General features: G+C 51.2%; 18 protein-coding genes, 1 tRNA gene and 3 pseudogenes. 8 read left to right on the top strand and 14 right to left on the bottom strand.

The annotated features are described in order from the left end of the window. Positions 1–14: 14 nt before the first annotated feature. On the bottom strand, positions 15–2,792 hold the full coding sequence (locus ACYQ15_RS00305) for a transporter substrate-binding protein (protein WP_459935548.1): 2,778 nt from the start codon (positions 2,790–2,792) through the stop codon (positions 15–17). Positions 2,793–3,805: 1,013 nt separating this feature from the next. Continuing rightward, positions 3,806–4,933 carry an AAA family ATPase gene (locus tag ACYQ15_RS00300; protein ID WP_459935547.1) on the bottom strand — a complete coding sequence of 376 codons (1,128 nt, stop codon included), beginning with the start codon at positions 4,931–4,933 and terminating at the stop codon, positions 3,806–3,808. Positions 4,934–5,819: 886 nt separating this feature from the next. On the opposite strand from ACYQ15_RS00300, the gene ACYQ15_RS00295 reads away from it, so the two are divergent. The 3 genes from ACYQ15_RS00295 to ACYQ15_RS00285 all read left to right on the top strand — a co-directional run bounded on the left by ACYQ15_RS00295 (position 5,820) and on the right by ACYQ15_RS00285 (position 9,231). Beyond that, complete coding sequence (locus ACYQ15_RS00295) at positions 5,820–6,269, top strand: PRC-barrel domain-containing protein (RefSeq protein WP_459935546.1); 450 nt, start codon at positions 5,820–5,822, stop codon at positions 6,267–6,269. 1,320 nt (positions 6,270–7,589) lie between these two features. Next, positions 7,590–8,141, top strand: coding sequence for a hypothetical protein (locus ACYQ15_RS00290; RefSeq protein ID WP_459935545.1), 552 nt, complete (start codon positions 7,590–7,592; stop codon positions 8,139–8,141). 70 nt (positions 8,142–8,211) lie between these two features. Then, the gene (locus ACYQ15_RS00285) at positions 8,212–9,231 is read left to right on the top strand and encodes an OmpA family protein (RefSeq protein ID WP_459935544.1); all 1,020 of its coding nucleotides are present in this window, start codon (positions 8,212–8,214) and stop codon (positions 9,229–9,231) included. Between the two features lie 1,403 nt (positions 9,232–10,634). Here the strand turns inward: ACYQ15_RS00285 and ACYQ15_RS00280 are convergent. From ACYQ15_RS00280 to ACYQ15_RS00255, 6 genes and pseudogenes are all read right to left on the bottom strand, one after another. Continuing rightward, positions 10,635–10,718, bottom strand: a tRNA-OTHER gene (locus ACYQ15_RS00280). 318 nt (positions 10,719–11,036) lie between these two features. After that, a complete protein-coding gene (locus ACYQ15_RS00275; RefSeq protein ID WP_459935543.1) occupies positions 11,037–11,576 on the bottom strand; it encodes a nucleotidyl transferase AbiEii/AbiGii toxin family protein in 540 nt (179 codons plus the stop codon). Then, positions 11,569–11,790, bottom strand: coding sequence for a hypothetical protein (locus ACYQ15_RS00270; protein WP_459935542.1), 222 nt, complete (start codon positions 11,788–11,790; stop codon positions 11,569–11,571). Before ACYQ15_RS00270 ends, ACYQ15_RS00275 begins: the two co-directional genes overlap by 8 nt. Before the next feature lie 437 nt (positions 11,791–12,227). Beyond that, positions 12,228–12,923 (bottom strand): aspartate/glutamate racemase family protein, encoded by a 696-nt coding sequence (locus tag ACYQ15_RS00265; protein WP_459935541.1) that lies wholly within the window; start codon positions 12,921–12,923, stop codon positions 12,228–12,230. 264 nt (positions 12,924–13,187) lie between these two features. Further along, a pseudogene (locus ACYQ15_RS00260) lies at positions 13,188–14,132 on the bottom strand (ATP-dependent DNA helicase); the annotation flags it as partial. After that, a complete protein-coding gene (locus ACYQ15_RS00255) occupies positions 14,104–14,376 on the bottom strand; it encodes a YrrC family ATP-dependent DNA helicase (RefSeq protein WP_459935540.1) in 273 nt (90 codons plus the stop codon). The pseudogene ACYQ15_RS00260 and the gene ACYQ15_RS00255, both read right to left, overlap by 29 nt. A gap of 128 nt (positions 14,377–14,504) precedes the next feature. Here ACYQ15_RS00255 and ACYQ15_RS00250 point away from each other — a divergent pair, with 128 nt between their 5' ends. Next, entirely contained in the window at positions 14,505–14,669 is a 165-nt protein-coding gene (locus ACYQ15_RS00250) for a hypothetical protein (RefSeq protein WP_459935539.1), read from the top strand. Positions 14,670–14,794: 125 nt separating this feature from the next. Here the strand turns inward: ACYQ15_RS00250 and ACYQ15_RS00245 are convergent, their stop codons facing one another. Continuing rightward, entirely contained in the window at positions 14,795–15,067 is a 273-nt protein-coding gene (locus ACYQ15_RS00245; protein ID WP_459935538.1) for a type II toxin-antitoxin system RelE family toxin, read from the bottom strand. Further along, complete coding sequence (gene relB / locus ACYQ15_RS00240; protein ID WP_459935537.1) at positions 15,051–15,281, bottom strand: type II toxin-antitoxin system RelB family antitoxin; 231 nt, start codon at positions 15,279–15,281, stop codon at positions 15,051–15,053. Before relB ends, ACYQ15_RS00245 begins: the two co-directional genes overlap by 17 nt. Before the next feature lie 484 nt (positions 15,282–15,765). Here relB and ACYQ15_RS00235 point away from each other — a divergent pair, with 484 nt between their 5' ends. Together ACYQ15_RS00235 and ACYQ15_RS00230 are read left to right on the top strand one after the other, a co-directional pair. Next, complete coding sequence (locus ACYQ15_RS00235; protein WP_459935536.1) at positions 15,766–15,900, top strand: hypothetical protein; 135 nt, start codon at positions 15,766–15,768, stop codon at positions 15,898–15,900. Between the two features lie 231 nt (positions 15,901–16,131). Then, positions 16,132–17,399 (top strand): annotated as a pseudogene (locus tag ACYQ15_RS00230) (ISAzo13-like element transposase-related protein). Positions 17,400–17,725: 326 nt separating this feature from the next. Here the strand turns inward: ACYQ15_RS00230 and vapC are convergent. The 4 genes and pseudogenes from vapC to ACYQ15_RS00210 form a co-directional block, all read right to left on the bottom strand. After that, on the bottom strand, positions 17,726–18,136 hold the full coding sequence (vapC, locus tag ACYQ15_RS00225; protein WP_459935577.1) for a type II toxin-antitoxin system VapC family toxin: 411 nt from the start codon (positions 18,134–18,136) through the stop codon (positions 17,726–17,728). Then, the gene (locus ACYQ15_RS00220) at positions 18,129–18,335 is read right to left on the bottom strand and encodes a type II toxin-antitoxin system VapB family antitoxin (RefSeq protein WP_459935535.1); all 207 of its coding nucleotides are present in this window, start codon (positions 18,333–18,335) and stop codon (positions 18,129–18,131) included. The genes vapC and ACYQ15_RS00220 overlap by 8 nt, the downstream gene beginning before the upstream one ends. A gap of 368 nt (positions 18,336–18,703) precedes the next feature. Beyond that, positions 18,704–19,033 (bottom strand): annotated as a pseudogene (locus ACYQ15_RS00215) (patatin-like phospholipase family protein); the annotation flags it as partial. A 16-nt stretch (positions 19,034–19,049) separates the two neighbouring features. After that, complete coding sequence (locus tag ACYQ15_RS00210; protein ID WP_459935534.1) at positions 19,050–19,349, bottom strand: patatin-like phospholipase family protein; 300 nt, start codon at positions 19,347–19,349, stop codon at positions 19,050–19,052. Positions 19,350–19,869: 520 nt separating this feature from the next. On the opposite strand from ACYQ15_RS00210, the gene ACYQ15_RS00205 reads away from it, so the two are divergent. After that, positions 19,870–20,940, top strand: a complete 1,071-nt coding sequence (locus tag ACYQ15_RS00205; RefSeq protein WP_459935533.1) for a lipid II:glycine glycyltransferase FemX — start codon at positions 19,870–19,872, stop codon at positions 20,938–20,940. 40 nt (positions 20,941–20,980) lie between these two features. Continuing rightward, entirely contained in the window at positions 20,981–23,542 is a 2,562-nt protein-coding gene (locus ACYQ15_RS00200; protein ID WP_459935532.1) for a PEP/pyruvate-binding domain-containing protein, read from the top strand. The last annotated feature ends 252 nt before the right edge of the window (positions 23,543–23,794 follow it).

The following is a 23,794-nucleotide window of genomic DNA, read 5'->3' as shown; positions in this document are numbered from 1 at the left end:
AAAAAACGAAGGCGTTACAGGCCAGTGTGCTTTGCCAGTATCTTCTCCAAATCATCGACTCCCACCGGTTTGCTCAGGTAGTCGTCCATGCCCACAGCCAGAAATCGCTCCCGGTCGCCGGGTTGAGCATGCGCGGTCACGGCGATAATCGGAATGTTTCTTTTGCCGCCGAGAAACGTTGACTCACGGATGGCTTTCGTTGCCTCATCGCCCGTTATCACCGGCATCTGGATGTCCATGAGAATGCAGTCGAAGTCGTTATGTTCCAGGAAATCAAGGGCCTCCTGACCGTTATGGGCCAGGGTTGCGGTATGTCCGAGCTTTTCCAGGATGGAGCACATGAAAAGCTGATTCAGGGGATCGTCCTCAGCCAGGAGGATGTTCAGGTGCTTTTTGGTCTCTCCCGTAAAAGATGCAACAGCGTCATGTTCGCAATCGCCGGCCACCGGCAAAGCAAAAGGGAGAACAATATGCACCGTGGTTCCCTGGCCGAAAACGCTTTCCACGTCAATGTTCCCACCCATCAATGCCACAAGCCTGCGAACAATGACCAGCCCCAGTCCCGCGCCCTGATGCGCACGGGTGTCGGAGCCGTCCACCTGGCTGAACGGTTGAAACAAATCCTTGAATTTGTTGTCGGGAATACCGATTCCGGTGTCGCGGACAGAGAACATGACCCGTACGTCTCCTCCCTTGGCAGCGGAGAGGGCGCTGAGATGAATGCTGACCATGCCTTGGTGCGTAAACTTCAGGGCATTTCCAACAATGTTGAAGAGGATTTGCTTGACCCGGACCGCGTCGCCCACGACGATTCCCGGCAGGTCCGGATCAATAGACCGTTCCATGGAGATGCCCTTTTCCCTCGCCCTGAGCGCAAAAAGCTCCAGGACGGATTCCACCGTCTCATCAAGGCGGAATTCCGTAGGGCAGATGAACATCTTGCCCGCTTCGATGCTGGAGAGGTCAAGGATGTCCGAAAGCAGGTGGGCAAACCTGTCCGAGGATTGGATGGCCGCGCTGACGAATTTCCTCTGCTCATCACTCAGCGGAGTTGTCTGTAAGAGTTGCATCATGCCCATGATGCCGTTGAAAGGGGTGCGCAGTTCATGGCTCATGTTGGAGAGAAATTCGGACTTTGCGATGCTGGCGGCCTCGGCTTGACGCTGTGCGAGAAGAAGTTTGCGGGTGTACTCCATGAGTTCCGTGGCCTCATGGACGGTGAACAGGTAGGCGTGGCCTTGAAAATCCACCTTTTTGACCCCGATCAGGGCATCATGCTCTGTGCCGAATTTATCAGCTATGGTGCAGTGCAAATTTTCCAGATTCCCGAGTTGTTCCAGCTTTTCATGGTCATAGACCAGATTGGGGAGCAGATTGTGAATGGTCCCCAGGGCCATGGTTTCCGTATCCGTATAGCCGAAAATATAGTGTACATTGGGGCAGACAAAGGTGATCCGAAACTGGTCGTCGGTGAGTACCACGGTGTCCGATATGCTGGACAGGGTTGTTCGCCAAAGATACTCGGTGGCCGCAAGTGCATCCTTGGCGCGTTGCAACGATTCTTCCGCTTGCCGGCGAATGGCCACCTCCCGTTGCAGACTGCTTTGCTCTTCCACTTCCTGGGGGAGCTGCTGGAGGAGATCAAGCAGCAAAAACCGGCCAGGTCCGTCCACGTCTTCCGCGCCCATCCAGGGTTGCGGGGCTATCGACTCCTCGCTTTCCCATATGATTTCAAACTGCCCCTGTGCAGTGGCCCTGCCGATACGTGCCTTTCTCGGCACATGGTTGTTTGAAAGGATCTCCAAATTACCCATAGGGGTGGTCAGAACATGTCCGCAAAGATGATCCTTCAACTCCCCAGGGTTCAGGATCTGCGTGGCCTTGACAATGGCAGCCCAAAGGTGAATCTGCGCATACGCCGTAACAATGGGGTCGGATACTACGCGGTCCGCCCCGTAGCGATCTCGAAACGCCGTCAGGAAGCGGGAATTTTCCGGTGATTGCACGCTTTGAAAATAGCTCCAACAGGCCAGTTGGCGCATCTCATGCCCCGGAACCTTCTGATCCGCATGGGCCTTGGTCATGGCCGCATATTCCATTTCCGAACAGCTCATGGAGCCCACCACCAGAGACGGACTCAGGTTTGGCGAGGAGAGCGCCTGCTCGTATAACCTGATGTTGCCCAGCCCGTTGACCGTATTGATGATCACATCTGGTTGACTTTCCATCAGTCTGGGCAGCAGGTCGGCGAAATCCTCGCAGGACAGAGGGAAGTAGGTTTCTCCTACAATTCTGGCGCTCGTCGTCGTGAGCATGGACCGGATCAGCTTGTTGGCGGTTCGCGGAAACACGTAATCCGAACCAATCAGGTAAAAACGCTTCAGGCCGTGCCCCAGCGCCCACTGGATGAACGGCTGGACCTGTTGATTGAGGCAACTGCCGGTATAGACGATGTTGGGCGACTCCTCCAAACCCTCGTACTGCATCGGGTACCAGAGTAGGGAGTCCTTTTCTTCCACGACGCTCTTGACCGCCTTGCGCGAGCTGGACGTCCAGCAGCCGAACAATGCCTGGACGCCGTCCTGTTCGATCAACTGCCTGGCCCGACTCTGGAAAACCAAAGGGTCTGACTTCCCATCCGCGACCACGGCCTTCACGGTCCGTCCCAACACCCCACCCCGGGCATTGACCTCCTCTAAGGCCAACAACGCCGCATCCACCAATGCCGCCTCGCTCAAGGCCATTGGGCCATGCAGGGAGTGCATAATGCCGATAGATACTGGGCTGGGCATGTTCGTCATTCTCCATCCAGTCGGTAAATGTTAAGGGAGTTGAGGGATCTTGATGTACCGTTTTTGCTCCGCTCGTACTTTTTGCTCCGTAAGGATGGGCAGGCGGCATGTCACAATGCCTGCACCACCCATTTCAGAAACGGTATTTCAGTAACAGCCAGGTCCCTATTTCGGATCCGAAGAGCTTGGCCATGGCCGAGTTGGCCGTCAAAAAAACAACCACACGGAGTGGACGTGTAGATTCCGATGGGAGCGTTCTCGAAAAAATCTTGAAGATTATGTCAGGTGGCGGGTGCGGAGAAGAAGTCGTGGCGGATAGAGTCGAGTCAGGCATGAAAGGCTCCAAGGCGAGGGATCATGGAAACAGGTGAGTTACTTCCCTTTCTTTTGCTTCTCCTTCTTAACTTCCTTCTGCTTCTTGTCCTTGGCCTTTTCTTTCTTTCCTTTCGTGTCGCCCATGAAAAACTCCCTTGCGGCAACATGAAAATCAGGCGTTATCTCCAAGAAATATTGCAACGCACTGTTCCACAACCATACTTCTCGATGTAATTGCCCTTGTTAACCATAATCCGTCAAGACCTGTAGTCCGGGAACACGCAAAAGAAAGCCGCACATATGCGAAACAGATTCCCCACGCAGATCAAGGCAAACTTTGGGAATGGTTTGGTCGGTAGGGTGTTGTGTCAATGGGTCATTGTGGCCGACGTCTGGGTTTCCAGGGTCTGAATCAACAGATTCAGCTGTCCCCTACCCTACTATGGCGGGACATCTCCCGCTCCACCTGGGTAATGCCCTTGATTACGCTGAAGGCTTCGTAACTACTCAGCTCATCCAAGAAAAATCGGACTGGATACCGGCCTTCGCCGGTATGACTTAACTGGAAAGGACGTGGCATGATACGTCATTCCGGCGAAAGCGGAATCCAGCTCTGGCGAGTGACCACAAAGTATGTGCTGAATACTTACAAAGCTTCACTGATGTTATTCACGAACACCCGTTGTGGGAATAGGGAATCAGTCCCCTGCGTACAACTTTCGCAACCACATTGAGAAGATTGGATCCACCACTTGCCATGCGCCGTCTTCTCGTTTTTCGATCAGATCGTCTTCGCGCAATCGCTCCCTGGCGTATTGGACATTGCTTGGCGCAAGTTCGCATCTGTTCAAGAATTCACGGGAAAGGAGTTCCGCGGGACCATGGGCCAGAGTTCGCAACACGCGAATCTGTTGGGTCGTGAGTTTGGCAAGCATGGCTTCAAATACATATCGCTCCGTATCCAACACATGGACCAAAGCCTGCTGGACATCCTTTTCCGTGGTCTGGGGGCCGCTAATCTCGAAAACCTCCCTGGCCAGGCGTTGCATATAGTAGGGATGGCATGCGCTGTATTCGGCAATCCGCACTCCGACCTGCTCAGGGCATGTTTTTCCAGCCTGAACAAATTGGGACTCCAAAAACGCCACCGTATCCTGAAGGGGCAACGGGCCAAGGTGCATGGGCAGGGCCGATTGGTAGAAAGGACGTTTACGGTCCGAAAACAAACCCAACAGGATGCCACGCCGGCTGCCCAGAAAAAAGAACGAGGCCTTCAGCCCCTGAATCCTGCCCCGCATCACGCCCTCGATTTGGCCTGTTTCCTTGAGCCTGGTGATTTCCTGAAATTCATCCAGGACCACGTTTACGGAGTAGCCGGACGAGGCCACGAATTCGCCAAAATCCCCCCAAAGACGATCCAGCAGTTCCAGTGGGTCTTCTCGCGTCAATTCCACTCCCACGGCCATGCCATCCCCGCTGGGCTTGAACACTGGACGCAGGGAGCCAAATGTCTTCAAAAAACGCCTGCCCTTGTCCAGCAGTGATTCCCGGGCATGAACCGCCTCAAGGACATCCCTGGCCATGCGCTGCACGGCATCAGCGACAGAATCTACTCCGAAAAGCTGAGAATAGACGGTCACGTGTCCCTCGTTGCGTAACAAGGCTTGTACCCGAAAGGCCAGCGAGGTCTTTCCGCACCTGCGGGGGGAATGAAGAATGACGTTTGTATGGCTGTGGGCGCAAGAAATCAGCCTGTCCAGGTGATCCTCTCGATCACAAAACGGACTGTCAGGAGTCAAGGTTTCTACCTGGAAAGGGTTAACCATTTCAGCATCCTTGTTATAAAATGTTTGTAACAAGGATGCTGAAACATTTTTTTCGGGTAGTCAAGATGGCAGTGGGTGCTTCTGTGAGGAACATCAAGCAAAGGTTACGTGGTATTTGCCAGAAACGATTGCCTCAGGAGGGACACGCGGCATTTTGACTGCCCGCACTGGAAGGCCAGCGGTCCGCAACCGGGCTTGCCACCTCGGAGGTCATACTAACTGACTGCTGCCGACGAAGCATGAGTTGCAGGCCTGTACGGTTCTGCACAGTGCCGCAGTTTGCTTAACGTGATCTGCTACGGATATTGGTCGAATACCAGCGACTCGTTGGAGCTTGCTTGGCTCGTGGCTTCCTCTAGCGCCACCGGCCTCGAACCCAAGAGATTTGACGAATACTATGTTCGTGCCGTCAGGGACGTATGGGGCGAGTGCCGACATACGCCCAAGGTTTCACCTCCTGTCATCGTCCCCGTCCCACGTCAGCAACTCGTCTCGTCAAGCCGTCGGCATGAAGAGGGACCTTTGCGTGTCCACCTTGGTCATTGATTCATGGTGGAGATCTGCGGTTTGAATTATTCATAATCGTATGGATTTCCTGGAATCTGCCGATATCCGAAGCTTTCAGTTACTCCAAGGAGTGGATACCAAATACGTGGTCCTCCCCATACCCAAGGCAAAATATAATCATATACTACTCCCTAATGAAGGCGGTGATTGTGGCAGCGCGGTTTTTTTTGGCCGGTAATTCCTCCGGCTGAACACCGGGAGGCCGACCTATTCCACAATCCAACAACCTGACCGGCCGATTTTGGTCGGCCGGCATGTACATCCTTGAAAGAATCTTCTTCACCGGATGTATAAAACCCTATGACAAAGGAGTTCTATCATGAAAACATTACTTGCAAGCATCATCATTGGTTTATTGGCTATGAGCCCCGTATTTGCTCAGCAGGGAGGCACTGGGCCCGGGCAGACCGGAGCCCAGCAAAGCCCGCAAATGCAGCAGGACATCCAACCCGGCCAACCTGGACAGCCTGGACAGCCTGGACAGAGAGCCCAGCCGATGGTTGGGCAAGAGCGTGACCTGATTTCCTTGGAAGATCTGAAAGATGCCGAAGTTTATGATCGGCAGAGGGAAAGTGTGGGGTCCGTTGAAAAAGTGCTGATCACTCAGCAAGGCGATGTGGAAAAAGTTGTCATTGAAGTCGACGATCGCAAAGTCGCTCTGGATTTTCATGAAGTCAACATCCAGAAGGAAGATGACGATGTCCGGGTTAACGTTCAGATGTCCAAGGAAGAATTGAAAAACAAGCCCGAGTATCGAGAAAATAACTAGTAAGGTGTAATGCCTCAAGGGCATTCATGAAGCTGTTCGGGCCTCTCGTCGTTAGATGCCCGGACAGCTTTTTTGGTTTAATAAGATCTGTTTTGCAGAACGAACGCTTCTCCGACCCACCCGTTCCGGCCCAGCCAGAGGGTCATTAGACAAGTCCAGAAGAATGGCGACTGGAGATACTTGGTGTCCATAAGCCGCATCCAAGAAATGTTTTCAGCCCGACTCACTTCTGGGCTGATAATAGTACCTCCAGCGGCCAATGCCCAACACGCACACTGCCTCACTATGCTGAACCTCGGATGCTCGACCACGTCAGCCCCTTCCGCCCGGCAGTCTCAACGTCCGATGTTATTCGCCAAAAATCCTGTTCCACCGTCAACTGGCCTATCTTTGCGTGGAGAGTTCCTTGATTTCTTGATTTCCTACTTGAGAGATTTGGCTTCTTTTCAAGCCCTTTTGAGAATACATCGGCCATGCCCTTCCGAACCTGTGATCCATCCACCATCGAGGTGGGCAAAGATCTACGGCATATCCGAACTGCTTGTCGTAGGTGTATGTGACCCCTTCCTTTTTCGTGTCGGAGTTGTCGTAGATGACGGGATCGACGTCGACCCATATCCATTGCTGCCATCCTTTTCAATCACGACGGGCTCCATACCGAGTCGATTTATCTCGATTTATATCATTTGAATATCGTAAGATACTGCCCGCAAGGTGACAAAAAAGCCCCTTAATCCAAGCAAGGATTAAGGTAAGGGGCAGGTGGCCGTGGCTCCAAGCCAGGCTGCTGAAGAAGTGGGCTGTTTCTTGTTAACTGCAGGCGGGAACCGTAGTCAACGCATTGGGCTTATTGAACCCAAGCGTAGGTTAAGGGCATAGCAGGCCATGATCAAAGCCAAGACCAAGCGGGGCTAATGCCCGCCGTAGGCTTTACTTCTATGGGCAATCCTGACCACAAGTACAGTGACCTCTTCTTCCTGGATGTCGACAATTCAAGAAAAATAAACCTGGCACTATTTCGTCTTAGCTGGCGGAAAACATACTTTTGGATCATCCTTCACACCAACCGGACAAGTCCAAGTCGATGTTACGTCGATTTGACTCCACCACCACATGAAACTATTGGGGATCAGGCATCTTTCGTGCCATGTCAAACGGCAGTCGCTGGACAATTCAATACTGCGTTGCCGTAAAGCTCATTCTCACGCATGTAACGGCTTCACCATTTTGACGGTCCAACAACGGGATGTGCCGAGAGCAGCGCCCATGTACGGCAGCGACCGTCCCTCTTTTCACACTCAACCAGATAAGGAGGTCCAGATGTTGAAAAAAGCAATGGTGCTGTTGGTTGTCTCGTTGTTCGTCTTCAGCGGGGCTCATGCGATGAACCTTACCTCAGCGGAGATGGAGCGGTTCATCAAGACGACGAAATTGCTTGCTCCCTATTTCAGCGAGCTTGACGACGATGCATATGAAGACGAGGACGACGGCGACGACATGGCCATCTACAACATCGAGGAAACCAAAAGGATAATGATGGAGGCCATGGCCGGCAATTCAGAGATTCGGAGCATCGTCGGGAGCCACGGGTATTCCTCCGTGGGTGCATATGCGGAAACGTACGCGTACGTCATCAGGGCCTACATGGCCGCCGTCGGAATGGAACGGTTCGCGGAATTTGAAAGATCAGTGGCTGACATGGACCCGGAACAACGGGAGGCATTCAAGAATTCTCCCGTATACCAGATGTTCTCGGAGACAAAAGTCCAACTCGCATCCGTCCCGCAGTCGCACATCACGGCCGTCACTCCGTACATGACGCAATTGCACGAGGTGTTTATCCATGATGACGACGAAGACGATTATTTCTAGTTTCAGCACGAAACCCAAAAGTCGATGCGCAGCAATACGTGAGGTATATCCCTTCATAAAAGGAAACAGCATGAGACATGTTTATCTGAATTTCTTCATCAGCGTTGTCGTCCTCATCCTGGCAACCACCGCGGCTCATGCTCAGGCCGAATTCCTTCGCGGTTCCACGATCATTTTTGAAGACAACCTGAAATACGAAAAGACCGGCGAATTCCCCTCTCAATGGCGACTGGTAAAGGGCAGTGTGGAAGTGGCCGCACACGAAGGGGGAAACGTCCTGTCGCTCCTGGTCACCCGGACGGAAGTCGCGCCGCTCATGCGGGAAAAGAGCTACTTGCCCCAGGCGTTCACCATTGAGTTTGACTATTTAATGAACGATCTCAGGCAACATGCCTACGAACTCACCTTCTTCAACGACAACGGACGAAAATCCGGGTTACTGCGAATTACCGGGGAGCGGTTCATACTGAACTCATCGCGGGGCGGCGCCGTTTCCGAAGGGAACACTTCCGAAACCAGAGCCGGATTTCAGCCGGGATGGAGACGCCTCGCACTCTCGTTCAATCAGCATGAACTGCGCGTCTTTTGCGACGGTGTTCGTGTTTTGAACGTGCCCCGTTTCGAAGAGGAACTGCGCAGCTTCCTGATCCACGGAGGGCGTCCCAACAATGCCAAACCCAACTCGAATGCGTTTATCAGAAACGTGGTCGTGGCCGAAGGCGGCATGCCGCTTTACGACAGAGTCATGTCGGAAGGCAGTTTTTCAACCACGGAAATCCAGTTCGACGTGAACAAGGCCGACATCAAACCTGAGTCCTCGACCACCATCGATCAAGTCTTTCAGCTCATGCGGGATCACCAGGACCTTCGTTTCTCAGTGGAAGGCCACACGGACTCTGACGGAGACTCCGAACTCAACCAGCGTCTTTCCCAGCAGCGGGCTGAAAGCGTGGTCCGTGCCCTGATCGACAGGGGAATCAGCCCGGATCGTTTGACGGCCAAGGGATGGGGCGCCTCCAAGCCCGTAGCCGACAACGCGACCGAGCAAGGAAAGGCTCAAAACAGACGGGTTGAGTTTGTTCGCTTATAGCCTACAAACGAATCTTAATCTAAAAGTTTTTATAAGTTATAATAGATGAGGTCCCTGCTCAAAAAACTCCTGACAGCCTCGCCTGGCCTCAGACAATCCGGATCCGCGGTGGTGCTTGCCCGATCTGATTGAACTGTTAATACAGAAGCACAGCCTTGATCATCGCGGCGGACGTCTCTGTGACGCGAAATCGCAGACGATTCGGGATCTGTATCCAATCACCACAAATGAGCATACGGTCGGGGTCATTTTCAGTTTCGACCGTATGCCGTCCTTCTCCGGACGCACCGACTTCTCTCCCTACAAGCGCCCCCTGATCCGAATGATCAATTCAAAATACACAGGACAGCCAAGCATGGCTTTGCTCCGCCCTGACTGATTAATAATTGTCCCGAGCGAGCACCAATGCTTCATCCTTCCTCCGGATAATGGGCACGATTGTGTTAGGCAGCCGAAAGTCATGGCAAATCTTTTTTCCCTCATATCATGCGAATCTTGTTTGAAAGGTTGAGAGCGACCAAACGACTCAAGGGCGGTATGTGCGTGCGGGTGAATGGTGCCACTGGCAAGGTGACGATGCTTGATCGCTGGAGTGAGCCCAACAGTCATGTGCAGCAGGCGCGGACAAATCTCATCTGCTGGAGCATGACGTTCATGCAGGGGAAAAGGAAATAATATGCAGGGAAACAAGCAGAGGATTTGTATTGATCGAATTCATCTCGATGAGACCGAGGTATTGTTGAGATTGTATATTGACCTCTTTTATGATCGAGAACCTTTGACGAAATGCCTTGGTTTGAGCAGGGGACGAATGATTTCGGTTGCCCGGAGCATGTATACGGGGGCCAATCTCAATCCAATATCGCAGGGGTTCTGCTGGATAGCTCGAGATCGTGCCGCAGCGATGAAGGAAATCGGTTTTATTGTGTGTGATGATCGGGTACGGCTCTTTTCGGACGCATATTAACGCACTGGGGCGAGTGCCGACATACGCCCAAGGTTTGGCCAGAAGTACATAGTAGTCGGGCATGACAGGCTGAGGCGAGGGGATGGCGGTCGCTGCATGAGGACCGGGCCGAACATCAACTCCATATCCCCGGAGCAACCTCGTTCCAGGCGTGGGGTGGGCTGTGGGGCAAGGGCGGGGTTGGTCGGCTGGGCTACTCTGGGGCTGAGGGCGACAAGGGGGTGCTGTCTGGAGGTGGCTGGGTGTGGGATCGGTGAGGCATGCGGAGAACATGGTGTGACCGAGATGAGAGAGATCCAGAATCGTCTCAGATGGAAATTCATGCCATGAAAAATCTAAAGGCGAAAAAGTTGGAAACTGGCCCTGGAGATTGGAAATAGGGTTGGAAAAGAAAAAGGGTTGCGAGCATATTTACTCGCAACCCTTTGAATTGTCTTGGCGTCCCCAAGGGGATTCGAACCCCTGTTACCGGCGTGAAAGGCCGGACATAGCACCCCCAGCGCACTAACAAAACAAAGACAACAACATAAAATAATTACCTTTTTATCAATGTGTTGTTTTTTGTTTTTCTTTATTTCCCCCTGTTTTTACCCCGCATTTTACCCCGCCATTTGCACCATGCCGAGCAGCCCTCGACATGGTGTTTGTTATTTTAGGTTAACATCCTAACATCCTAACACCCTAACATAGTTAATCCTTGCATCCCAGAGCACTTATCATAGCAGGGCTGGCGGGACAGTATAAAACTATAATGGTTGGGAGCAGAGTCCTTAGACCGCAAGACTCAGGCGATTGGTGTCATTGTCTAGCCAAGGATGATATACATATGATCACCCACTCATTCCCCGCAATCTTCCATCGAGATTGGAATACCGCGTCCAGACAGGGTTAACTTTTGCCGCGACAAGGCCTTTTTCAATACCAGCGCATCGGCCTGGTCTTTTGGCCGCACGCTGTTTTTTTTAGTCCGGTAAAGTCCTTGCAGGTCGAGGACAGGAATGACAACGTCGTCCAAGTGGAAATTGACAGCTTGGGACAGCAGATCCTCAAAGCTCAATCCCGCTACGTTGGGCATGATATCAATAGTAATTTCATCATTGATGCGAATGGTATGGGCATGGTCGCCTTGGAAAGGGTCGTCCTCTCCAACCAGTTCCCTGGCCACACCGTCGGGCAGTTCGGACAGAGCGAGTACCCATTTCCGGGAGTTCTCCGGTTCCGGTGACACCCCGAAATCAATATCCACGGTAGCCCTGACATATCCATGGGCGGCAAGCGCATAGCCGCCCACCAGCACGAACCGCGCACCATGCTTCTGAAGCAGGCGTACCACATGCAGGACGTCTTCCCACGTTGCCGGCCGGGGGTTTCTATTCATCACGCGACTCCTGGGCCATAGCAGCCATGGTCTCGCCCATCCAGGCCTCCCATTCTTGGTTGGCCTGTTCATGGGATGCGTACCGAAAAACGCCCTTGGGCACCTGGAGACGGACTTTTTCGGCCATGCTCCTGACCCATGCCCGTTCCGCCTCGGTGGGGCAGCGCGGACCAAGACTGATTTCCGGCTCCTTGCGCTTGCCAATAGTTCTCATGGAAGCCTGCCTTTCTGCTTGAATTTCAAAGTCAAACCCGCGCACCAAACATCCCATAAAACACTGCCTTATCGTAATCGCATGAATCAATCATACGTACACACACAAGTCCCATGTTTTTCGCACGACCCAACCCCAGCCCTGTCATCAGAAATCTGCCCGCACTCACCGACAGGCCAGGGAAATCTGCATTGCAGTGAACAGTGACCAACTACTTCTCCTGTGCTGTCCTCCACCGCCACCGCCGAAATATGTTTTCCAGTCCTGGTGAGTTCGATAATCCGATGAGGATCGTAGCAATCTTTTAACGGATAACTGTCTCCATAGGTTTCTCGAAAACAGACTGCTACCCCGACTACGTCCTCTGACCGGAATCGGCGGACAGTATAGTTCCTTGGTGAGATCATCTGAGGAACCTGGTTGATGAATAGATTGTATCAATCCCCTTTCATCATAAATTCAATAGCTTGATTGACATGCTGGAATGTCGTGTCAAAAAGCGGAACAGACGAATCTTGCTGACTGATTAAACTCCCAATCTCTGTACACCCAAGGATCACGCCCTGCGCTCCCCTCTCTTCCATTTCACTGATAATCGTCATATATGCCTTTTTTGCCTCTTGCGTAATTTTCCCGAGGCAGAGCTCCTCGAAGATTATTCTATGGACGGTTTCGCGGTGATCTGTAATGGGAGTAAGGATATTGATCCCAAGTTGCCGGAACCGGTCGATCAAGAACGGTTCCTCCATAGTGAACTTGGTGCCAAGTAAACCAACGGTATCAAGACCACATCGCTTGATCTCTTGGGCAGTAGCATCGGCGATGTGCAAAAATGGGATCGAAATTGCCTCTTCTATTCTTGGAGCGATCTTGTGGATGGTGTTGGTACACAGAAGAAGTATTTCTGCGCCGGCATCTTCAAGCCCCTTGGCGGCTGCGGCCAGATGTTCACCAATCCTATCCCAATCACCAGCTCTCATTTCCTTTTCGATATCATGGAAGTCCACACTGTGCAGGATGATCTTGGCTGAGTGGAACCCGCCTAACTTGGCTTTGACCTGCTGATTTAAAAGTTGATAATAGGTTGCAGTGGATTCCCAACTCATACCACCTAGAAGGCCAATTGTTTTCATGGAGGTTAAATCCTTTCGCGCGTGATCTTGATACTACGTTTGGCCTGCAGAAATACAGTCAGGTTTCATTGTGATCCCTATCGCTTTCAAGCGCAATCAGTTTGGATTGGCCAAGCCGCAATCAGGACCGTTCATCAGCCCACGTCAGGACTCGCTTATTTAGAAATTAACAGCTCTTTCAGAATTGGTTCAATCGATTCGGTCAATATTTGCTCTTTACTGATAAACAATTATTTACGACTCATAGAACCACAGCAACATTGATCACCTACCCATCCCCTGCAATCTTCCATCGAGATTTGAAAACCGCTTCCCGGTCTTGTTGTTCCTGACAGCCATGGCAAGAGCTTTCTTCGTACCCACCAGGACCACAAGTCGTCTACCTCTGGTGATCCCCGTATAGATCAAATTGCGCTGGAGCATGATGTAATGGGTGGTCAGCACCGGCATGACCACGGCGGGATATTCGCTACCCTGGGATTTATGCACCGTGGCTGCGTAGGCCAGGACCAGTTCGTCCAGTTCCATGAACTCGTAGAGCACGTCCCGGCCATCGAAGCGGACGATGAGTTCACGCATTTCCTGATCCAGACGGACCACCCGGCCAATGTCGCCATTGAACACTTCCTTGTCGTAGTTGTTGCGGACCTGCATGACCTTGTCGCCGACGCGAAACTTCCGGGCTCCACGTTCAACGCATGGACCGGTGGGGTTCAGGGCCTCCTGGAGAACCTGATTCAAGTTGCCGGCGCCGATAATTCCCCGGTGCATTGGCGAAAGCACCTGGACGTCGTTGATGGGATCCAATCCGAACTTTGCGGGAATGCGGTTCTTGACCATGTTGATGATGACTTGCAGTGCCTGTTCCGGTTCTTCCTGATAAATAAAGTAGAAATCATCAGGATCTTTCCTGGGCTGAAGATCGGGCATTTGGCCGGCATTGATTTTGTGGGCGTTGATAATGATGGAGCTGTCCAAGGCTTGGCGGAAAATCTCGTTCAGCGTAACCACCGGAACAACGCCGGAAGCGATGATGTCGCGCAGCACGTTGCCCGCTCCCACAGAAGGCAGCTGGTCGATGTCGCCGACCAGGACAACGGCGCAGCCCAGCGGCACTGCCTGGATCAGGTGATACATGAGCACCTGATCGATCATTGATGCCTCGTCGACGACAAGAAGATCAGCCGAAAGCGGATGCTCCTCGTTTCTGAATGGCATTGGCCGTAGCGGGCAGGACTGTTTCACAGGTCTGAACCTTGAACTGCTGACCGTACTTGGGATGAGATTCCCAACAGCCCTGCATCTTCAGAATTTCGCCTGGGTTGGGTGAAGGCAGGATTCCGACAACGCAGACCAAGCCGTCATGGCCTTTGGCATACACCTTGGCCACTGCATAACCGGTTTCCTCGTTGGCGTAGGTGATGCGCTCTATTTGGGCGTGCAGGAAGGACATGGAGAAAGAATATAAGCGTATAGGGCGATACAGGTGTTATTGTTTCACCCTGAACCCTTAGACGTATCCGATTCAGGTAGTGACCTGCTTGATGATAAACAGAAAGCCCGTTTCGGATGTGGCGATTAATGACGGGCCAGGACCTTCTCGTGCATCATCGCCATGTTATTCAGGCAGCCTTGCGCAACGATCTGGGCGAAGGAGCCAAGCTGTTGTTCGATCATATTTCCCGACAAACCTTAGAGCTTGAAGCGGAAAAGTTGTCCCGGCTTGAGGGAATTGAGACTTCATGAATTCACCAATGTCTCTCAGTTTTTTCCTTGACTCCCTCTTCTGAAGATGGAAAGCGATTGATTGACATCCAAGCAAAGGTTAAGGGCATAGCAGGCAATGGCTCAAAGCCATGGCCAAGCGGAGGCTAATGTCCGCCGTAGGCTTTACTTCTATGGGCAACCCTGACCACCAGGACAATGACCTCTTCTTCCTGGATGTCGGCAATAATTCGGAAGGCGCCGACGCGATATTTCCAGAGGCCGGACAGGTCTTTTCGCAACGGTCCACCAATGCGCCGGGGATCTTCTTCCGTGGCGATGCGCGTTCGGAGGAAATCCAAGATATCCTTCGCCGCGTTCCGTCCCAGCTTGGCCAGTTCTTTCTTGGCCGGTTCGTCGAACTTAATCGCCCAGGCCAAGTTCTTTCTCTACTTCTTCCAGTGAGTAAGACCTGCTCCGGCCTGCCCGGATGTCCTCCAGACGCTTTTCCGCAAGATAGAGGTCTTCCATATCATCCAGATGCTCAAGGATGGCTTCACGGGCATAATATGCCTTGGAGCGTCCGGTCTCTTTGGCTAGGTTGTCCAATCTGGCAATAACGTCTGCCGGCAATCTCAGTCCCATTTGTTGCATGCTCATATTCTCCATTTGGGATACATGTATTGCAACTGAAGGGAAGTCAATCCTGGTACGTGATATTTACTTTTTTGGCCGCTCAGAATTTGGAAAATAAAGCACGTTAAGCAGGTTCCGGGTGTTCGGAGCGGTCTGGATTTGCTCCGCGCCAGGTTGTGTTCAAAATCCCACCCCAAAAAACGAGTATCCGCACAAGTAAAATCAACCCCTCCCAGCCTCTTTTTGGCTGTGTCCAAAAGCAGTAGATTTTCCGCTTTGAAGAACATCCTGTTCAATATCATATTTTGTGTATAAAAAACAATAACATACTAGTTCGGACATGACCAAGCCCCTTAGCAATTCTTGAGAAATAGACTTCATCCTAGATTGAGCGATTGTTATACATTCTCAGCACAGTTTCTCTTGCATAACATATTGTTTTTGTTTATAATTATTCTCATTCAGGCCATTACGGAAATGCACCCACTGGATGGAGGAGAATATGTCCAAGAACAATCGCAACAAGGCCCATGTCGTGAAAAAAGTTGAGGCCACCAACGAGACCTTGACCAGCCGGGCCGGCATCAACTTGTTCACGAGAGTATCTGCATGCAATCCAGATCATCCCCTTGATTGAACTGCTTTTCGGGAGAGTCCGCAAAAATTCAAAAGGAGCGTCCATCGCCGAGTTGTTCACTCAAATTTTGTGCTGGCACTTTGATGGAACCTGCCGTCATTTGTCATCCTTTGACACGCTTGCCAAAGACCCAGGCCTAGATTGAGCGATTGTTATACATTTCCACTACAGTTTTAGATGAATTTTCGTAAGGGACTTGGAAAATACTAAATTACCGTTAATGATGTTTTCATGCAACCAATCTCAACCAAAGAGGTGCAATGCATGAAGACATCGACGTTGACACAAAACAAGGTTCCTGAACAAGTCGTACCCTTAATCTCTCGCCTGGTTAACTTAATCCCTTGGCCCCTGCGACGGCAAGCAATGGCAGATGTGACCTTATCGCTCCTCAAAGGCAAGCATCGTGCCGCCGAAGAAGCATTTGGCTGGGGACGTTCCGTGGTCGAATTAGGCATGAACGAACTTCGAACGGGGCTTTTATGTTTGAATGACATCTCTACTCGGAAAAGGCCCAAGGCAGAGGAGAGAGAACCTGAATTGCTTGCTGATATTCGTGAAATCATGGAGCCTCACTGCCAATCCGAATCACATTTACGAACAACGCTGTTGTATACGAACATGACGGCAAAAACAGTATATGGCGCTTTGCTGGAAAAGGGCTGGTCTGAAGAGGCATTGCCGACCATGCGGACAATTTCTAACATTTTGGAGCGCCACGGTTATCGGTTACGCACAGTTGAAAAGACAAAGGTTAAAAAAAAACGGCAGATACCGATGCGATCTTCGCAAACGTCAGGGAGGTGAATATGATGGCCGATGCGGACCCTGCAACGTTGCGAATCAGTATGGATACGAAAGCGACCGTCCATGTTGGCGAATATTCAAGAAGAGGTCAGTCCCGTGGCCTTAAGGCCGTCAAGGCATTGGATCATGACATGTACACCAAGGAAAAACTTGTTCCTGGCGGCATTCTTGAACCAGTGACTGGCAAAGCCTTCATTTTTTACACCAACAGCAACAAAACTAGCGATTTTATGGTTGATGGGCTTCTGCTTTGGTGGAATGAAAATAAGGCAAAGCAGCATTTTTCAAAAGTGACAAATCTTGTGGTCAATATGGACAACGGTCCGGAGTGCAGTGGGCGCCGCAGTCAGTTTTTGTTACGCATGGTTGAGTTTGCCGACATGACACAACTCACTGTCCGGCTCACTTACTATCCGCCTTATCATAGCAAGTACAATGCAATTGAGCGCTATTGGGCTGGGCTTGAAAAATCATGGAATGGTTACCTGTTGGATACGCCAATAGCTGTTATAAACAGAACCGCTAATTTTGTTTGGAAAGGTTTTCGTGCCACGGTGAATCTGATGAGCAGTGTTTATGAAAAAGGTGTCACTCTTTGCAGAAAGGAGAAGGCCGCCCTTGAGCAACGTTTGAAGCGCTCCTCAAAATTCTCACTGTACGATATCCTCATCCAGCCAATAACGGTAAATTAGTATTTTCTATACCCCTAACTACTCAATAACTCCGGGCAGTGAATCCTAGAAAAATCACCTGGACCCCGGCCTGCGCCGGGGTGACGACCGAGAGAACTCGCTTTCGAGGTACTCCACTCCGTCATACCGGCGCAGGCCGGTATCCAGGCAGCACGGATCCGCGGTGGTTGGTTGCCCTGCCTTATTGAGCAGTTACGAATTTTCCGGATAATATGCCGGAATTTCAAATTATTTCAAAAAAACTAGGTGCGATCTGCTAAACTCCTGTTAGAGCTGGAAGGAGAGGATGGGGGGGATCATAAGGGGATCATGGGGGCGGTTGCTCACTATAGCGCCGGTTTCAGGTATTGTTGCCGCAGATCAACAACCGACGCGATCATTTCATAGTGACGGTCGTCATGCAGCAAAATCATTTCATTGTGCAGAGCAAGGACGGCGATCAACGTGTCGGTCAAGGGAACGTTCACCCCTTCCTTGCGGAGGAGATAGGCGGTCTTCCCGGCCCGCTCCCAGATCGAATCGGTCATTTCCAAACAGCGCACTGCGGAAAAACGAGCTTGCAGTGAGGCATATTCCTTGCGGGAACGGGCACCGCGCAGGAGTTCCAGGATGACGATCCTGGAAGTGACCAGGTTGTCGGCCATGAGCAGCGAGGTGACTCGCTCTTCGATATTCTTGCCGGCCCCGCGCAAAAAATGAATCCATACCGTCGTATCCAGAAAAAACGGCCTATTCATCCCCGGCACGGTATTCCTCCAGTTCCTCTTGTGAGATGGTCACGGCCTGGGAGCCATACATTCCGGCGAGCTGCTCTAGCCGTTTTTTGCGAATCAGTTCGCGCAGGGAAATGTCCACAAGCTCTTTTTTGGTCTTTACTCCCGTGACCTTGAATGCTTCCGACAAGAGTTGATCATCAATGGCAATGGTTGCTCGCATAATACACCTCCAATAGACACACTTTGAGCAAAATATTTATGCCTGTCAAGGGCATCAAATTTTCGTGTATAAAGAACGTGATGGCGTGCATGTCGTTGAGAACAGTGTTGGTGTCATAACCCCTGGCGACATTCTCTCTGGTGAATTCCGTGTACATGTCACAAGAAAAGTGCTGGTTAAAACATACTACTAGTCCAATAATCCGAGTAGAGCAGACTTGAATTCATCGGCGGCCGACGCGGACTGGGAAAATATTTGTTCGGCTTTATGGAAGTGCAAGAGGCGGACTCCGGAGGTTTTCGGTCTGAGCAAGATGTCCGGCTGGATGTGCTTCATTTTTTTCCGTGACAATGGACCGTTGCATGATTTCAAAGGTTGAAAAGGGAATCCAGCACATCGGGCTTGCCCTCACCCGGCTCGGCAACGTCACCGGAAACATCCACGGCCACGATTATGTCGCACTTCCCTTGAAGCAAATCAAAGGGCAGCGGATTCACCGTCCCGCCATCCACCAGCAGCCTTCCGTTCAACGAAACAGGGGCGAACAGCCCTGGGACGGCCATGCTGACTTTGACAGCAGGGATCAGCGGGCCTTGATCCAGGACCACCTGTTCCCGTTTCCAATAGTCCGCTGCCACTATCTTCAGGGGAATGGCCAGTTCCTCAAAGGTATAGACCCGAATTTTTTTGTGCAGGAAATCGAGAACCCCCTGACTATCTAGTCAGTCCTCCATCGTCCAGGTCGGGGCGAATCAAGTCGAACAGACTCAATCCCTCGCCCCCTTTAAGCAAGGAACATATTATGTGCCTGTCTTTGGACGAGATGTCGGTCATCAGCCTGCGCAGTTCCGCTCCTGAAAGTCCAGCGGCGTAGAGGGCGCCAACAACGGCCCCGATGCTGGAACCGGAAATCATTCTGGGGACTATGTTCAATTCATCCAGGACCTCAAGCATGGGAATATGCGCCAGCCCGTTGGCTCCCCCGGATCCCAGGGCTATGCCGACTGAAGGCATATTTCCATACTTCCGTGCTGCTGCTGCGGGTTGTTTCCCGGAACGCTTTTTTCCGTTGATTCCGAAGGTGTTCTAACTGTCAGGGTCACAAAAGGGGCGATGGATACGGCAAGAAAACACCTACGGGAAAAAGTGGGCGGCTTGCATCTCTTGGGTGATTGTATCGTCATATGGCTTTTCTCACAGTATCAGCCTGTAAAACCGTGGTCTTGGTTTTTCAACAAAAGAAATTGAAGATGTGGGGATGGTGCTTTTTTGTTTCATGTTTCTGTTTGACTTCATCAAGATCTGATTTTACAAAGGATTAAGAGGTTCTAAAACAACAATAAAATAATCAAAGCGAAACATTTTGTTTTAAAAATAATTAATTCCGGCAAGCTTGCTTTGTTTGAATTGCAAGTATAAGATTGATCTAATTTTTCTCGACAAAAATTTTGCACTTTTTTGCATGATGGGCTTCGGTTTTTACCGGAGCCCATTTTTTTGTTTTCTTGAAAAACATAAAGAAGGAGTACATTAAATGATTCATCTTTCTTCGAAAAGTACCTGCGATCTTTACCCAACAAACATTCTTTATCAAAGCCGATATTGGGCACAGGTTAAAAAGAAAAGTGGATTGCAGACCTTGGCTTACGAAATCGTTTCATCAAAAAACTGGGGTTATGTTTTGGTGCTTATCCAGCGAAACAAAGACAATGACCTGTTCGCCTGCATTCCCCAAGGTCCAGAGTTCGCTCCGAGAATTGACGAATACGGGCCGTTTCTCGAGAACTTATCCGAGTCTTTGATTGATAATTTTGATCAAGACATCGCCTTTATCCGCTTTGACCTGCCTTGGGTGTCTCCGTATGCCGAGGAAATGCAGAAGAATGGATGGAGTGCTTTTCCCGAAATCAGGCTTCAGGAATTGCGAATGAACATGGGAACACAAAAATGGAAGTTGAGGAAAGCGCCCATGGACATGTCCGTACCCAGTTCTCTGGTTGTAGAGATCAGTGGCTCAGAGCAAACAATCCTTTCGCGCATGAAACCCAAGACTCGGTATAATATCGGCTTGGCCCGACGCAAGGATGTCCTGGTCCAGAGAACGTCCATGGAGCGACTTCCGGCATTTTATGATCTCTACCGGCAAACCGCATTGCGGAATGGCTTTTTCATTCAAGAATATTCAAAGTTTGCGACTATGTTCCTCGTTCAAGCCCGCAATCAGAAGAACTCGGAAGTTTCCTTGCTGCTGGCGCACCATGGCAGTGATCTTCTGGCCGGAGCCATCGTCGCCGTATCAGGGCGGATCGCGTATTATCTTTACGGTGCTTCAGCGGATATAAAACGCAACTTCATGGCTCCATATCTCTTGCACTGGGAAGCCATGCTCTACGCAAGAGATAATGGATGCACGGCCTACGACATGGGAGGAGTATCGCCGGGTTTGGATCCGCGTCATCGGTTTCATGGACTGTACCGGTTCAAGACAGGCTTTGGAGGCAAGGTTGAGCTGAGAAGCGGCTCTTGGGACTATCCAGTTGACCAGGGAAAATACGAGGCGAACAAGCAGGGTGCGAGGCGGAACAGCAGCCTTGTTCCAGTATGAATGAATACGTTGGATTATCAAATAATGGAAGGAGGATGAAATGACCACATCTCTCAGAGAGTTGCCTGGATTCGCTGCAAAAACCGAAAACAAAACGGGTGTTTTTGCGAAACGGTACAAGGTGTTCAAGGATCTATTGGAAAAAAATAATTCCGCGCTCAAAGTTATCAACGACGTTGAAGACATGATGCTCAATCCGGACACGTTCGATTACAATGATGTTGTCGCTCACTGTGAGCAACTCGTGGCGATTGTCCGGGATCTTTCATCCGACCTGCATGTACTGTCTTTGAACAGGCATGCTGGTCTGAAAAGTATCGCCGACAGGATCGGCCGATCTGTTCTCAAGGAACTTCGCGGGCGACAAAAACTGGAAAAGAGCAACTGGACCATCTCTCTGACCAATTTGAGCCGAGAGAAAAGCGCCCTGGTAGGCAACAAGGCGGCCAATTTGGCTGATATTTCAAATCGGGTTCACTTGCCGACCCCAAAGGGGTTTGTGGTCACGGCCTATTCCTGTCACCACTTTTTGAAGCAGATGGGAATCTACGAAAAGGTCAGCCGGAAGCTGCGGCATCTCGACGTCCGCGACATGAAGCGCCTTGAAGCGGTTTGCAATGATATCAAAGCATTGATTCTTGGCTCACCGTTACCTGACGAAATTTCAGAGGCCGTCCTCCATGAAGCCGGTGTCTTGGCTGGAGATTTTGGCGGCAATGTACGTTTCGCCGTCCGCAGCAGCGCCAGCGCAGAAGATTTCATATTGTCTTCCTTCGCCGGGCAATACGACAGCGTCTTGAACGTTTCTGTCGAAAATCTTCTTTTTGCCTACAAGGAGGTTGTGGCCGGGATATATAACCCCAGAGCGGTCTTATACCGGCGCGAGAAAGGATACCGGGACATCGATGACCTGATGAGCGTTCTGTGCATGATCATGGTTGATGCCGTGTCCAGCGGCTGTATGTATACCATTGACCCGAATTATCACTTGGCCGACGACATCTGCATCAATGCCAATTGGGGATTGGGGGTCAGCATCGTGGATGGATCGGCGAGAACGGATTATTGGCGGATCTGCCGGGAGAGCAAGTCGGCATTGGTGGAGGAGATCGCCAAAAAGGACAGCATGTTGGTCATGGGGCGCGAACAACATCTACGCCTGATCACGGTGCCATCGGCCAGACAATCCGTCGCGTGTCTGAGCGCGGATCAGTTGCGCACCTTGACCTATTATGGGTTGAAGCTGGAGGAATACTTCGATTCGCCTTTGGATATTGAATGGGCACTGGATAAAGCCGGCAAGATCATCATCCTTCAAGCCCGCCCTCTGCAGAGAGTTGCGGGCGATGTTCCGGTCGTGGAGTTGGAACAAGACGTCCATGTCCCCAAAGAGCATATCCTGATTCACGCGGGGATGACCGCGGCTCCCGGCGCGGCCTGCGCACCGGCCTATGTTCTAGAGGATGACAAAAGCCTGGCCGATATACCGGAAGGCTGCATTCTCGTGGCTCGGCAGACCTCGCCGACGCTCGTTCCGGCCATGAGCAGGGTCAAGGGAATTGTGACGGATGTGGGCAGCGTCACCGGCCACATGGCTTCCGTTGCCAGGGAATTCAAGATTCCGACGCTGGTCGGGACCGAAACCGGGACAGCGACTATTCGATCCGGAGAAACCATCACCTTGGACGCCACCCGCAGAACCATCTACAAAGATCAGGTGTCAGCAGTTCTCAGGAACAAGGCTCCGGTCAATCTGATCGCGGACAGTCCTGTGTATATCCACGTCCGCGGGGTGCTGAAAAAGGTTGTTCCCCTGAATCTTCTGGACCCGCGAAGCTCTGAGTTCGTACCAGAAGGCTGCACTTCACTGCACGACGTCATCCGGTTCGCTCACGAAATGGCAATGCATGAGATGTTTCATTTGGGAGACGGGCTCAAGGACAATATTGGACGAATAGGAAGAAAAATTCGCGATACGCCGCTTAACGCATATGTTTTGGATCTCGGCGGGGGAATCGAAAAAAAAGAAATCTTCGTGAAAGATTCGATCGATATCGCGGCGAAAGATATCTCTTCCATCCCTTTTAAGGCCCTGCTCAAGGGCGTGACCCATGAGGGCGTGCAATGGTCTGGTCCATTGTTGGAAAACCCGAGGTCGTTGGAGTCGGCGATTTCAAGAGCTGTGGCGAACGATTTTCATAAACGCGACGTACTGACAGAGCCGAATTATGCCATAATTTCAAAAAGGTATCTCAATTTCAACGCCCGACTCGGCTGCCACTTCGCTACCATAGATTCCTTTTGCTCTGAGCAGGTCAATTCGAATTTCGTGACTTTCACCTTCAAGGGCGGAGCCGCTGACATTGGTCGACGAACGAGAAGAGCCCAACTGATGGCCATGATCCTCCAAAGGATGGGGTTCCGAGTCGAACACAAAGGCGACCTGCTGAAGGCCGAAATGAGGAAATACGACACCTCCCGCCTGACGGACAAGCTTGAGCATATCGGGCGTCTGCTCGGTTCTGTGCGGCTTTTGAAAATGGTTTTGACCGACGATGGCGAGCTTCAGTGGTATGTCAACGAATTCTTCAAGGGAAACTAAACGTTTAAACGTAAGCGTTAGAACAGGTACTTCTTCCGCACGCGTTCCGATTATGCCATAGTAATCCTCTCACCAACCTGCGAGAAGGATTCGAAATGGCAGCAGCTATCAATCGCAGAGCATCTAATCCCGAAAAGATCAATTTCTGGCTTGAACACATAGACAAATGGCTATCAAGCGGCCCCCCCAGGACGAGTATTGTCGGCAGTCTGGCATCTTCATAAAATCTATGAACTAAATGTATTTCTGGCC

The organism is Desulfonatronum parangueonense, from assembly GCF_054656975.1.
This window is presented reverse-complemented; position numbering and strand designations above follow the sequence as displayed.